The organism is Flavobacterium ajazii, assembly GCF_010614725.1.
In the GTDB taxonomy this organism is placed as follows: domain Bacteria; phylum Bacteroidota; class Bacteroidia; order Flavobacteriales; family Flavobacteriaceae; genus Flavobacterium; species Flavobacterium ajazii.
In genome coordinates this window covers 1-13128 of record NZ_JAAEHL010000013.1, presented here as the reverse complement: position 1 = coordinate 13128, position 13128 = coordinate 1, and the positions used below count along the sequence as shown (strand labels likewise).

Annotated in this window: 12 protein-coding genes; 4 read left to right on the top strand and 8 right to left on the bottom strand. The window is 31.5% G+C overall.

Annotated features, from left to right (window positions below; translation table 11 throughout):
• Positions 1 to 52: 52 nt before the first annotated feature.
• From GWR14_RS19950 to GWR14_RS19940, 3 genes are read right to left on the bottom strand one after another with little or no spacing between them, the layout of a single operon-like run.
• Complete coding sequence (locus GWR14_RS19950; protein WP_163410908.1) at positions 53 to 1441, bottom strand: bifunctional UDP-3-O-[3-hydroxymyristoyl] N-acetylglucosamine deacetylase/3-hydroxyacyl-ACP dehydratase; 1389 nt, start codon at positions 1439 to 1441, stop codon at positions 53 to 55.
• The gene (gene lpxD / locus GWR14_RS19945; protein ID WP_163410907.1) at positions 1434 to 2477 is read right to left on the bottom strand and encodes a UDP-3-O-(3-hydroxymyristoyl)glucosamine N-acyltransferase; all 1044 of its coding nucleotides are present in this window, start codon (positions 2475 to 2477) and stop codon (positions 1434 to 1436) included. The genes GWR14_RS19950 and lpxD overlap by 8 nt, the downstream gene beginning before the upstream one ends.
• A 38-nt stretch (positions 2478 to 2515) precedes the next feature.
• Positions 2516 to 3745 (bottom strand): HD domain-containing protein, encoded by a 1230-nt coding sequence (locus GWR14_RS19940; protein ID WP_163410906.1) that lies wholly within the window; start codon positions 3743 to 3745, stop codon positions 2516 to 2518.
• A 271-nt stretch (positions 3746 to 4016) separates the two neighbouring features.
• On the opposite strand from GWR14_RS19940, the gene guaC reads away from it, so the two are divergent.
• Positions 4017 to 5060, top strand: coding sequence for a GMP reductase (guaC, locus tag GWR14_RS19935; protein ID WP_163410905.1), 1044 nt, complete (start codon positions 4017 to 4019; stop codon positions 5058 to 5060).
• A 2-nt stretch (positions 5061 to 5062) separates the two neighbouring features.
• Complete coding sequence (locus tag GWR14_RS19930) at positions 5063 to 5560, top strand: GNAT family N-acetyltransferase (protein WP_163410904.1); 498 nt, start codon at positions 5063 to 5065, stop codon at positions 5558 to 5560.
• On the opposite strand, the gene GWR14_RS19925 is transcribed toward GWR14_RS19930, so the two are convergent.
• From GWR14_RS19925 to GWR14_RS19910, 4 genes are all read right to left on the bottom strand, one after another.
• Positions 5561 to 6133, bottom strand: a complete 573-nt coding sequence (locus GWR14_RS19925) for a pentapeptide repeat-containing protein (RefSeq protein WP_163410903.1) — start codon at positions 6131 to 6133, stop codon at positions 5561 to 5563.
• 85 nt (positions 6134 to 6218) lie between these two features.
• Complete coding sequence (locus GWR14_RS19920) at positions 6219 to 7535, bottom strand: MFS transporter (protein WP_163410902.1); 1317 nt, start codon at positions 7533 to 7535, stop codon at positions 6219 to 6221.
• Between the two features lie 92 nt (positions 7536 to 7627).
• Positions 7628 to 8101, bottom strand: coding sequence for a 23S rRNA (pseudouridine(1915)-N(3))-methyltransferase RlmH (rlmH, locus tag GWR14_RS19915; RefSeq protein WP_163410901.1), 474 nt, complete (start codon positions 8099 to 8101; stop codon positions 7628 to 7630).
• Between the two features lie 49 nt (positions 8102 to 8150).
• Entirely contained in the window at positions 8151 to 9569 is a 1419-nt protein-coding gene (locus tag GWR14_RS19910) for an amidohydrolase family protein (RefSeq protein ID WP_163410900.1), read from the bottom strand.
• A 350-nt stretch (positions 9570 to 9919) separates the two neighbouring features.
• Here GWR14_RS19910 and GWR14_RS19905 point away from each other — a divergent pair, with 350 nt between their 5' ends.
• Positions 9920 to 10414 (top strand): TlpA family protein disulfide reductase, encoded by a 495-nt coding sequence (locus GWR14_RS19905; RefSeq protein WP_163410899.1) that lies wholly within the window; start codon positions 9920 to 9922, stop codon positions 10412 to 10414.
• 67 nt (positions 10415 to 10481) lie between these two features.
• The gene (gene tpiA / locus GWR14_RS19900) at positions 10482 to 11234 is read left to right on the top strand and encodes a triose-phosphate isomerase (protein WP_163410898.1); all 753 of its coding nucleotides are present in this window, start codon (positions 10482 to 10484) and stop codon (positions 11232 to 11234) included.
• Between the two features lie 56 nt (positions 11235 to 11290).
• Here tpiA and GWR14_RS19895 read toward each other — a convergent pair whose 3' ends face one another.
• The gene (locus GWR14_RS19895) at positions 11291 to 12943 is read right to left on the bottom strand and encodes a M1 family metallopeptidase (RefSeq protein ID WP_163410897.1); all 1653 of its coding nucleotides are present in this window, start codon (positions 12941 to 12943) and stop codon (positions 11291 to 11293) included.
• Positions 12944 to 13128 lie beyond the last annotated feature (185 nt).

Below are 13128 nucleotides of genomic sequence, written 5' to 3'. Positions count from 1 at the left end.
TTAATTAAATGTCTAATTTAGGCAACAAACCTAAACAATAATTTTAGATTAATTACTGTTTTTTCGCAATTTGAGCCATTAATTCTGCTTCTGCTACTAATTTTCCGTTGGCATAAGCGTTGGCCTGCATGTGACAAATCCCTCTTCTGATAGGAGAAATCAAATCACACTTAAATATTAAGGTATCACCCGGTAAGACTTTATGTTTAAATTTAACATTATCTATTTTCATAAAATAAGTTAAATAATTTTCAGGGTCCGGAACTGTACTCAAAACTAAAATTCCACCCGTTTGCGCCATTGCTTCAACAATTAATACACCTGGCATTACAGGAGCATCAGGAAAATGTCCAACGAAGAAATTTTCGTTCATTGTAACATTTTTCAATCCGACTACATGGCTTGCTGACATTTCAATAATTCTGTCAATCAACAAAAATGGCGGCCTGTGAGGCAAAACAGCCATAATTTTATGAATATCCATTAATGGCTCCTGATTTAAATCATAAACCGGAATATGGTTTCTTTGCTCAATCTTAATAATCTTTGCTAATTTTTTGGCAAATTGAGTATTCACATAATGTCCTGGCTTATTAGCAATAATTTTACCCTGAATTCTAACACCTATTAAAGATAAATCACCAATAACATCCAAAAGCTTATGTCTTGCCGCTTCGTTTGGATAATGCAAAGTTAAATTATCAAGAACACCATTTGGTTTAACCGAAATTTCATCTTTTCCAAAAGCCTTTTTTAGACTTTCCATTGTAGAATCAGAAATCTCTTTATCTACATAAACAATAGCATTATTTAAATCACCGCCTTTAATTAATCCATGTTCTAATAAAGACTCTAATTCATGTAAAAAACTAAAAGTTCTTGAATTTGAGATTTCATCTTTAAAGTCAGTAATGCTTTTTAAAGTTGCATTTTGGGTACCTAAAACTTTAGTACCAAAATCTACCATTGTTGTAACCTGATAATCATCGCTTGGCATAACCAAAATCTCACTTCCTGTAGCTTCGTCTGTAAATGAGATTACTTCTTTTACTACATAAACATTACGTTTTGCATCCTGTTCTTCGATTCCGGCTTTTTCAATAGCCTCAACAAAATATTTGGAAGAACCATCCATAATAGGAAGTTCTGAAGCATTTAATTCTATAATTACGTTATCCAGATCACAACCAACTAATGCGGCTAAAACGTGTTCAGGAGTCTGAATTTTTACGCCTAATTTTTCTAAATTGGTACCTCTTTGTGTGTTAACTACATAATTGGCATCAGCTTCGATTACTGGCTGACCTTGCAAATCAATTCTAACAAAAGTGAAACCATTATTAATCGGAGCAGGTTTAAAAGTCATTGTAACTTCTTTTCCAGTATGTAATCCAACTCCTGTTAGTGAAATTTCATTCTTGATGGTCTTCTGTTTAACCATTATTTCCATTTTTTGGGTTTATTATTTGTTTCTTTAATTCTTCTAATTCGGCAACAATCTTTGGCAAGTTTTTAAAATGAACATATGATTTACTAAAATCAGTATAACCAAATGTCGGACTTCCCTGTAAAATTTCGTCATCTTTAATGTTTCTGCCAATTCCTGACTGTGCCTGAACCCGAACATTATTTCCAATTACCAAGTGTCCTGCAATACCTACCTGACCACCAATCATACAATTTTCTCCAATTTTTGTAGAACCTGCAACTCCTGTCTGGGCAGCAATTACAGTATTTTTACCAATCTCTACATTATGGGCAATCTGAATTTGATTGTCTAATTTCACACCTTTTCTAATAATTGTAGAACCAAGCGTAGCTCTGTCAATTGTCGTATTGGCACCAATATCTACATTATCTTCGATAATAACATTCCCTATTTGCGGTACTTTATTATATTCTCCATCTTCATTTGGCGCAAAACCAAAACCATCTGCTCCAATTATAGTTCCTGAATGAATTGTACAATTATTACCAATTATAGTTTCAGAATAAATTTTAGCGCCCGCAAAAATATATACATTATCACCAATAACAACATTGTCACCGATAAAACTGTTTGGATATATTTTTACATTGTTACCTAAACTCACATTTTGACCTACATAGCTAAAACTTCCTAAATACAGGTTTTCACCATATTTAGTTCCTTCAGTTATAAAAGCCTGAGGTTCGATTCCGCTTTTGTTTAATTTAACCTGATTGTAAAATTCTAAAAGTTTAGAAAAAGACGCATACGCATCCTCAACTTTTATTAAAGTGGTAGTAATTTCAGATTCCGGGACAAAAGAATCATTAACAATTGTAATGGATGCTTTTGTCGTATAAATGTAATTGATATATTTTGGATTTGCCAAGAAAGTAAGAGAACCTTCCTCCCCTTCTTCAATTTTAGAAAGCCGAGAAACTTCTGCATTGGGATTTCCAACAACTTCTCCTTCTAAAATTCCTGCTATTTGTTCTGCTGTAAATTTCATCCCGACAAAAATATAAAAAATAGGTTTTAAATGTTAATTTAAATAAGTTGTTTTGGAAAACAGATGTAATATTTTGTCACCAATTTAGATAACGATTTCAAATTCAACTGGTCAGATGCTTCAACAACATCCTCAATTGTTTTATCTTTTTTCAAAATTCGTATTGGTTCTGCTTCTTTACTATAAGCCTGATTTTTAATTTTCCCTCTAAAAATAAAATATCCTGCCTCTAATTGCGAGATATGATGCTCCTCTGCAAACTCTTCTTTCATCGCCTGTGACTCTTCCATCGGAATTTTCTCAGCACTCATTTTAATTTTCAGCAAATCCCTGTTAATGATCATTTTACTTAAAGTCGATAATATAAAATCATTATGCTTTTGCCACGCTTTCAAAGCACTTATGATATCGAAATCGTCTAACTGAGAAAATAAATCCAATTTTTCGGCATCAAAATTTTCAAGTGAAATTTTATTTTGCATAAAATAAGAAAGAGGCTCACTGCAAGGTAACTTAACTCCTTTCAATGTTAATTCCTTAGCCCGTTTAAGCACTTTCATCAAAATTAATTCAGCCACCAGACTTGTTTTATGCAAATACGCCTGCCAATACATTAATCTTCTTGACAGCAAAAATTTTTCTACGGAATAAATTCCTTTCTCTTCTATAACCAAAACATCGTTTTCAACATTCATCATCTGAATCAGACGTTCAGAATTTACATTTCCTTCAGCAACTCCCGTATAAAAACTATCTCGTTTTAAATAATCCATTCTATCCATATCTAATTGACTAGAAATCAATTGAAGCATGAATTTTCTATGGTATTCTCCTTTAAAAACCTGAATTGCCAAGCTTAACTTTCCATCAAATTCATTGTTTAACTGATTCATAAACAACAATGAAATAGCTTCATGATTAACATCTTCTACAATACTTTTCTCCATTGCATGAGAAAAAGGCCCATGGCCAATATCGTGCAATAAAATAGCTATTAATAAAGCACATTCTTCATCATTTGAAATAGCAACGCCTTTAAAACGAAGTGTTTCAACAGCTTTTTGCATCAAATGCATACAACCCAAAGCATGATGAAAACGTGTATGATTAGCTCCCGGATAGACCAAATATGACAATCCCATTTGCGAAATACGGCGTAGACGCTGAAAATACGGGTGCTGAATTAAATCATAAATAAGCTCATTCGGAATAGAAATAAAGCCATAAATGGGGTCATTGAATATTTTTAACTTATTGATATGATTCACTATTCTGGTAATTTTTTAAGTCAACAAATATAAGTAATTAACTATAAACCGTTTTCTGTTTTTATCTTAAAAAACAAAAAGAAATTCTTTTACAACAAACATCACAAAACACTAAAAACAAGCACTTTAAAACAAAATACAAATACCTGCTAAATTTTTAAAACTTTTATTTTTTCAGATGTTAATAACTAAAAGATTAGTTTTTACATTGTTATAAACACTGTCATTTTCAAAATTAATATATTTGATAGTATCTAAAATTTCGAAAATCATGAGAATAGAAACAGATCTTAAATTAGGATTTAAAGATGTTATGATCAGACCCAAAAGATCTACTTTGAAAAGCAGATCCGAAGTATCTTTAGAAAGAAATTTTAATTTTTTACACAGTACTGCTACTGCATGGACAGGAATTCCAATTATGGCAGCGAATATGGATACTGTCGGCACCTTTGAAATGGCTGCTATTTTAGCAAAAGAAAAGCTTTTTACAACTATTCATAAACATTATTCACTTAAGGAATGGAATGAGTTTTTAGAAAATGCATCTACCGATTTCTATAATTATATTGCCATCAGCACCGGAACAGGAAAAGAGGATGCTGCAAAAATCGCTAAAATTATTGAAGCAAATCCATTACTGAAATTCATATGTATTGATGTTGCCAATGGATATTCAGAACATTTTGTGCAGTTTTTAAAACAAACCCGAAAACAATATCCTGACAAAGTTATTATTGCAGGAAATGTAGTAACCGGTGAAATGACAGAAGAATTATTATTAGCCGGAGCTGATATTGTTAAGGTCGGAATTGGTCCTGGTTCCGTTTGTACTACCCGTGTAAAAACCGGAGTAGGTTATCCGCAGCTGTCAGCTATCATTGAATGCGCTGATGCGGCTCATGGCTTAGGCGGACATATTATTAGCGATGGAGGGTGTACAACTCCCGGTGATGTTGCCAAAGCTTTTGGTGCAGGCTCAGATTTTGTAATGCTTGGCGGAATGCTTGCCGGACATACAGAAAGTGGAGGTGAACTAATTGAAATAAAAGGCGAAAAATTCAAACAATTTTACGGAATGAGTTCGGCTACCGCAATGGACAAACATGCTGGCGGAGTTGCTGAATACAGAGCAAGTGAAGGAAAAACTGTTCAGGTCCCTTTTAAAGGCAACGTAATCAACACTGTTCTGGATATTTTAGGTGGCTTACGCAGTACCTGCACGTATGTGGGAGCTTCCAGACTAAAAGAATTAACAAAACGAACCACTTTTATCCGCGTAAGCGAGCAGGAAAATCAAGTTTTTACAAAATAAATATGATTCTAGTTACCGAAGCCTCATTTGAGGATATCAACAAAATTCAAAAGATTGCGCATATAACCTGGCCGATAACCTATGGTCAAATTTTAACGAAAGATCAATTAGACTATATGCTCAATTTAATTTATTCAGATGAAGCTTTAACCAATCAGATTAAGAACAAAGAGCAATTATTTTATCTGATTTCAGAAGATGGAACAACTTTAGGTTTTATCGGAATTGAACATCATTACAAAAATGATGCAGTAACAAAAATTCATAAAATATATCTTTTACCGGAAACACAGGGAAAAGGTATTGGTAAAAAAACAATTGAAAACATTGAAAAACTGGCTTTAGAAAATCATTCCATCAGTTTATTATTAAATGTAAACCGATTCAATTCAGCCTTAAGTTTTTATAAAAAAATAGGTTTTGAAATTATCGATGAAGTCAATATTGACATTGGAAATGGATATTTAATGGAAGATTATGTAATGGAGAAAAAGTTGTAATTAACTCACAATTACATCATACTTAAACAACAATCCTTTTACTTCATTCAAAGAAAAAATAGCTTTTTTTAGTTTCGTTTTGGATGGATCAATCGTATAATTATAACTGGTTTTAAAATCCGCTTTATTTGCAGTTGCTTTATCAAATTCCGATCGATACAAATCACAATTATCAAAAAGCACATTTGTAAGATCTGCAGCCATAAAATCAACAGCAATTAAACTACAGTTTGTAAATGTTGTTCCTTTTATTTTCAAGGTATAAAATTTCGAAAAATCTAATACACAATCATTGAAATGAATTTCAAAAATGAGTTTGTCACACATGGCAAAATTCACATCTTTAATTTCACACCGATTAAAAGTTGCTGTTCTAAAAGCCACATAATTAATCTTTGCTTCAGAAAAAGTGCAGTCATTAAAAACGCAGTCAATAAATGTAACAGCTAAAAAAGTACAGGCAGAAAAATTACAATTATTAAAAATACAACATTCAAATTCCTTAAAATTAGCAGCATCCTTATCATAAATGACGTTATTATATTCTTTATCAATGAAATACTCGCTAATCATTAAAGATTTATTGTTTAATTTAAATAAAAAACGCAAGAATCAATTGTATGATAATTGCGTTGAGACTGAAGTATTATTTTACTAATTATTTTTTATGTACTCTTCTTAAAAGGAAAATAGCAGTTACAAAAAATAATGCTAAAAACACAATCGCCAAACGAGGGCTTCCTGTAATCTGATCGATAATTCCATAAAGACACATTCCAATAACAATCCCAATTTTTTCAGCTACATCATAAAAGCTAAAAAATGATGCTGTATCTTCTGTTTCAGGTAATAATTTTGAATATGTTGAGCGTGATAAAGCCTGAATTCCTCCCATTACAAATCCTGCTACTGTCGCCATAACATAAAAATGTATTGGTAAAGTAATAAAAAAAGCAAGAGCACAAAAAACTGCCCAAATACAGTTAATGAAGATTAAAGTTGGGATGTTACCAAACTTCTCCGAAGCTCTCGAAGTTAAAACAGCTCCAATTACAGCAACTAACTGTATAATTAAAATACAAATAATCAAACCAATTGTACTTTCGTCTTTAGATGCCCACTGAATTTCCTGAGCACCAAAATAAGTAGCGACAAGCATCACTGTCTGAACCGCCATACTTGACACAAAAAATCCACCTAAGTATCTTTTTAGAGGTACATTATCATTCAATAAACCCCACACCTTTTTCAACTCCTTAAAACCGTTAAAAATTACAGATTTAGTTAGTTTTTCGCCTTTTTCTTTACTTCCCTTTGGTAAATAATAATAGGTATACTGACTAAATAAAATCCACCATGCCCCCACCATTATAAAAGAATATCGCATCGCTATATCACTAGCCGATTGAGTTGCTGTTCCTGTAATTTTGAACCAGTCAGGCTTCATTATCATCGCCAGATTGATAACCAGCAAAATTACGCTTCCAATATACCCTAAAGAATATCCTTTCGCACTAATTTTATCCTGCTGTTCAGGAAAAGCAATATCCGGCAAATAGGAATTATAGAAAACTAAACTTCCCCAATAACCAATAAGCCCCAGAAAGTAAAACAATAATCCGATGTAAATATTTTCAAGATCAAACCAATACAATCCCATGCAGGATAATGCTCCCACATAGCAGAAAAATTTCATGAATGATTTTTTATTCCCAACATAATCTGCAATACCTGATAATAATGGCGAAAAAATGGCTACAAAAACAAAGGCAAATGCTGTTATAAAACTAATCAGGGCTGTATTTTTTAATTCTAATCCAAAAACTTCAATGTAATGACTTCTTTTAGAAAATAAGGCTTCATAAAAAATTGGAAATACAGCTGATGCTATTGTAAGAGTATAAACAGAATTTGCCCAATCATAAAAGACCCAGGCATTCAATAGTTTTTTACTTCCTTTAGGTAAGTTTGTCATAGTTATGGTTTTGGAAGGCTAATTTATCTATTTTTTCCTGTAATCATAATGAATCTTCATTAATAAATAAACAAGATTTTAACAATCTCTAATTATTGATGATGATAAGGTTCATTTCTTAAAATTGTAAAACCGCGATACAATTGTTCTATAAAGAACAAACGCACCATTTGATGGGAAAATGTCATTAAAGAAAGTGAGACTTTGCCCTGAGCTTTGTTATAAACCGTTTCCGAAAAACCATAAGGTCCGCCAATTACAAAAACCAGTGTTTTTATTCCGGAGTTCATCTTTTTTTGCAGCTCTTCTGAAAAACCAACGCTGGAGAAATTTTTTCCGTTTTCATCCAACAAAATCAATTGATCGGTTGGAGCTAATTTAGATAAGATCAATTCTCCTTCCTTCTCTTTTTGCTGACTTTCAGATAAATTCTTTACGTTTTTAATATCAGGAATGATTTCTAAATCAAATTTGATATAAAACGACAAACGTTTGGTATAATCATCGATTAACGTTTGCAATGATTTATTATCGGTTTTGCCAATGGCGATAAGTTTAATATTCATCTGAAGAAATATAATTTGTTTACAAAAACAGTTTTCAAATTCAAATATCCTAATTTTTAAAAAATTGATTTTCAAAGATTTTAAATCTGTTATCCAAATCTTTTAATAATTGTTTTTTTATGTCTGTATCTTGTATAAAACTATAATTAATACTGTTGTAAACATACTTTTTTATCGTCTCATAAGAAACATCCGGATATCTTTTGGCTAATAAAACATATTGCTCCGTCATATTGGTTCTTAAAATCCCGGCATCATCTGTACTGATCACTATTGGGACATTAAATTCTTTATAAAGTGTAAAAGGGTGTCTACCTTCTTTAACTTTCAAAATAAATTCGTTACTCGCTAAATTGATTTCAATCGGAATATTATTTTTTGACATGTAACGCAATAAATCATACGAATTTGCTTCGTAAGCAATATCTACTCCGTGTCCAATTCTATTAGCTCCCGCCATATGGATTGCCGAATTAATATGCCAGGTTAAATCTTCAGGCTGTACCAGTCCCAATGTAAGTTCTCCTGCATGAAGCGTGTATTTTACATCTGGAAAACGCGAATGGCAATATTTAAACATCACCATATGAAGCCAATAATCCTTCATAGAAGTTTCTCCATCTTCCGGAGAGACAATATTTACGCCCGCAAGCAGCTTACTTTCGTTTGCAGATATAAAAGCAATCGTAAGATTTTTAAATAAATCAACAGGTTCCATAAAACGGAGTACAAAATTTTGATAACGCATCGTAAATCGGTCATCATCAATTTTTAAATCTTTGTGAAGTTTTGCTATAAAATTGCTATTAAAATCTTCAGCGTATTTTTTAGCATCTCTTTGCTGGATGCTTTTATATAAATCATCCAGAAGTTTTAAAACAGTCTTTTCATCTTTCTGACTGGCTGCCTGCCGAAGTTTTACGTTAAAATCATTTAAATCATCTACTTTCATATCACATGGAATCGTAGACAATTGCGTTTCAATATAACTTACATTTTCAGAAAGTGCACGGTTTTTTAGTTCTGTTAAGCCTTCTGCAAAATGACCTTCAATGGCAGGAGAAAACTTTTGAAAAGAGTCAAAAAACAAATCATCAGAAGGAACTGATACACCGTTAAAATCTTTTGCAGACCAAGTTTGCATTACCTGTTGCTTATAAAAAGGAAGTTTACCCTGATTTTTGAGTGATGAAAAAGTTTCCCAATTTCCTTTTGCCGGTTTTGTTTTTGAAACTTCCATCGTTTCCAAATTAAGATAAAAATCTTCTGCGATAACCCTATTCAAAAGAGGTTCTGCATAAATAGATCCCGAAAAATGATGATGTAAATCGCCGCCTTTTGGCATTTGCTGAAAAAAAGCTGTCAGGGCAGCTTCATTACTTCTGATTTTTTCTAAATAATTTTCAGCCGACTGCGAAAAATTTGATTGCGTTATCAGAAAACAAAAAAATGTAATTATCCTCGTCATACTCTAAGTTTAAATTACATGCAAATATAGCTAATTTTGAAAAAATCCGGGAGAGAATTAAATTTCATAATCAATTCTTTAAAACTAAATTTTTATACTTCTCAAAAATCTTTTTTGACGTTTATTTTCCATTTTTTTGAATAAAAAAGCAAATAAACAACCTTTTAACACTAGATTGATTTATAGAATTATCAAAAAATTAAAATTTCAGGTATAACTATTACGATTTCATTTTTTCTTTACTAAACAATTTTTCTCTTTTTGAATGTAAAATTGAGTGTTTTCTGAATTTTTATAATCTGCATTTCTGTTTCAAATTGTTTGTTTAACTTTGTTTAAAACATATAAAAATGAAACAATTAGTTATATTACTTATTGCTTTTGCTACATTTTCATGTACAAATGCTCAAAAAAATAATTTTTCAAAAGAAGCTTTATCTGAAAAATTATTGTCTGTTGAAGAAAATCAGGTTACATTCAAAGATATTTTAAAAAAATACAAAGGAAAAACTTTAGTAATTGAAGTCTGGGCTTCGTGGTGTGGTGACTGTGTAAAAGCGATGCCTAAAGTAAAAGAACTTCAAGCCAACAATCCTGAAGTTTCTTATTTATTTATTTCAGCTGATAAAACAGCTGATAAATGGAAAGCCGGAATTGAAAAACACGAATTAAATGGGGACCATTACATGATGAATGATGGAATGAAAGGTGCTTTTGGAAAATCAGTTGATTTAGACTGGATTCCGAGATATATTATACTTGATAAAACTGGAAAAATTATAATCTATCGTGCCATAGAAACCGATTTTGATAAAATTAATGAAACATTAAAAAGTCTTAAATAATTAATACACATTAAAAAAAACAACCTTTAAAATCTATAAAAACAAAAAAAATTAATACTATCCAAAAATGAGAAAACAAATTGTTGCAGGAAACTGGAAAATGCATAAAAATGCTAGTCAAACTGAAGAATTATTAAACGAATTAATTACAAAAATACCAGCAAAAACAAACGCTCAGGTTATCGTAGCACCGACTTTTGTAAATTTAGCTGCTGCCATTAATAAATTAAAAAACACTCCAATTGGTGTTTCAGCACAAAACGTTCACCAGGCAGAAGGAGGAGCTTTTACTGGAGAAATTTCTGCCGATATGCTAAAAAGTATTGGAGTTAATACTGTAATTTTAGGCCACTCAGAGCGCAGAGCTATTTTTAATGAAACTGATGCTTTAATTGCTAATAAAGTTGACACAGCTTTAAAACATGAAATGACAGTTATTTTTTGTTTTGGAGAAGAATTAAAAGATCGTCAAGCTAATAATCATTTTAATATTGTTGAAAATCAATTACGTGACGGATTATTTCATATTTCGAAAGAATCATGGTCAAATGTAGTTTTGGCTTATGAGCCAGTTTGGGCTATTGGTACAGGAGAAACAGCATCTCCTGAACAGGCACAGGAAATGCACGAATTTATTAGAGAAACTATTCGTAAAGCTTTTGGAAATGATATCGCTGATGAAGTATCTATCTTATACGGAGGATCAGTAAAACCTGAAAATGCAAAAGAAATTTTTTCTAAGCCAGATGTAGATGGCGGCCTAATTGGTGGAGCAGCTTTAAAAGCTGATGATTTCCTTGCAATTGTAACAGCTATCTAATTATAACACAAAAACCCGATAAAATTTCATGAATTATCGGGTTTCTTCTTTTTATATTATTCTGTAATATTAGAATTGGTTACATAAAAGTTTTTATCTACTTCAATTGTTCTTTCATTACTTGTGGTTTTTTCAGATTTCCATTCTGTAGTTGGCTTTAACCACGTTTCAACCCCATTCAGTTTTATTTTTACCGGCATATCAAATTTAGCAACACAATTAGTCCAGTGATAACCAAAAGATCCTTCTTTAAAAATATATTCTAAAACCGGAATTTTAGTAGTTGTTAAATATTGTGCAAACACTCTGTTGAAATTAATTCCTGACTCAATATTAATATAATCTTCTATCTGCTTTGATGTAACGGTCTGATGATAAAAGGTACTATTTAAGCCTCTTAAAATCGACTTCCATTTAACATCATCATTAATTATCTGACGAATCATATTCAGCATATTGGCACCTTTTGGATACATATCACCTGATCCTTCATTATTTACATCATAATGCCCTATAATTGGAATGTCATTTTCAATATTTCTTCTACAACCAATTATATATTCTTCTGCAGCGTCTTTTCCATAATAATATTCCAGAAAAAGACTCTCTGAATAATTAGTAAAACTCTCATGAATCCACATATCTGCAATATCCTTATAGGTTATACTATTTGCAAACCATTCATGACCAGACTCGTGAATAATTATAAAATCAAATTTTAGCCCCCAGCCAGTTCCACTCAAATCACGTCCTAAATATCCATTCTTGTATTGATTACCATAGGTTACACTGCTTTGATGCTCCATTCCTAAATAAGGCGCTTCAACCAATTTGTAACTATCTTCATAAAACGGATAAGGACCAAACCAGTTTTCGAAAGCTTTCAACATTTTTGGAACATCTTTAAATTGTTCTTTTGCTAATGTTAAATTATCTCTCAAAACATAATAATTACAATCTAAATTGCCCTTTTCTCCTTTATATTTCTCAGAAAAATTCACATAATCACCGATATTTATATTTACACCATAATTATTAATAGGATTAGAAACATACCAATTAAATGTCTTTGTACCATCTTTTTCTTTTTTGACACTTTGCAATCTTCCATTTGAAACGTCTGTCAAATCTCCCGAAACATTTACACTAATTAACATATTTTCCACTTCATCGTACATGTGATCTTTACATGGCCACCAAACACTGGCGCCCAATCCCTGACATGATGAAGCTATAAAATCTTTTCCGTTTTTATCTTTTTTCCATGTAATTCCTCCATCCCATGGTGGATTAACTGCTTCTTTAGGTTTTCCTCCAAACGAAACAACTATTTCTTTTATTTCACCAGATTTTTGATTTTCAAGCAACTGAACAAAAAAAGCATTTCCATTTCTTTCAAATTTTAGTTCCTTTCCATTTTGAGTCACTTTGTAAATTTGCATTGGTTCCTGCAAATCAATCTGCATTTTATTATATTCGCTTAAAACAGTATACCTAATTGTATTTGAGCCTATTATAGTTTTCTCAATCGGATTTACCTTAATATCCAAATGATAATACTTTAAATCCCACCATTCTCTTTCCTTAGTAATACTCCCCCTCAAAGTATCCTGATGTGTAAACAGTTTTTCTGACTTATTAAGAAGCCCTTGTGAATTTGCTGTAAAAACTATAAAAAAAGAGATAAAAATGATTATATAATTTTTCATTAATATAAATTTTGAAATTTAAAAATCTAAAAAAAACGCTTATTAACAAAAGTAAACATTCAATCCTGTTTTAATACCTATTAGAATCTAAAATTACAAGATTTTGTAAAACAAAAAACCCTTCCCGCTACCGGGAAGGGTTTTCAAAGAAAGGCGACGACATACTCTCCCACAATAATGCAGTA

Coding starts and splice junctions, on each gene's coding strand:
- tpiA (WP_163410898.1), top strand. CDS start 10,482: ATGAGAAAACAAATTGTTGCAGGAAACTGGAAAATGCATAAAAATGCT.
- lpxD (WP_163410907.1), bottom strand. CDS start 2,477: ATGAAATTTACAGCAGAACAAATAGCAGGAATTTTAGAAGGAGAAGTT.
- GWR14_RS19895 (WP_163410897.1), bottom strand. CDS start 12,943: ATGAAAAATTATATAATCATTTTTATCTCTTTTTTTATAGTTTTTACA.
- guaC (WP_163410905.1), top strand. CDS start 4,017: ATGAGAATAGAAACAGATCTTAAATTAGGATTTAAAGATGTTATGATC.
- GWR14_RS19905 (WP_163410899.1), top strand. CDS start 9,920: ATGAAACAATTAGTTATATTACTTATTGCTTTTGCTACATTTTCATGT.
- GWR14_RS19930 (WP_163410904.1), top strand. CDS start 5,063: ATGATTCTAGTTACCGAAGCCTCATTTGAGGATATCAACAAAATTCAA.
- GWR14_RS19920 (WP_163410902.1), bottom strand. CDS start 7,535: ATGACAAACTTACCTAAAGGAAGTAAAAAACTATTGAATGCCTGGGTC.
- GWR14_RS19950 (WP_163410908.1), bottom strand. CDS start 1,441: ATGGTTAAACAGAAGACCATCAAGAATGAAATTTCACTAACAGGAGTT.
- rlmH (WP_163410901.1), bottom strand. CDS start 8,101: ATGAATATTAAACTTATCGCCATTGGCAAAACCGATAATAAATCATTG.
- GWR14_RS19910 (WP_163410900.1), bottom strand. CDS start 9,569: ATGACGAGGATAATTACATTTTTTTGTTTTCTGATAACGCAATCAAAT.
- GWR14_RS19925 (WP_163410903.1), bottom strand. CDS start 6,133: ATGATTAGCGAGTATTTCATTGATAAAGAATATAATAACGTCATTTAT.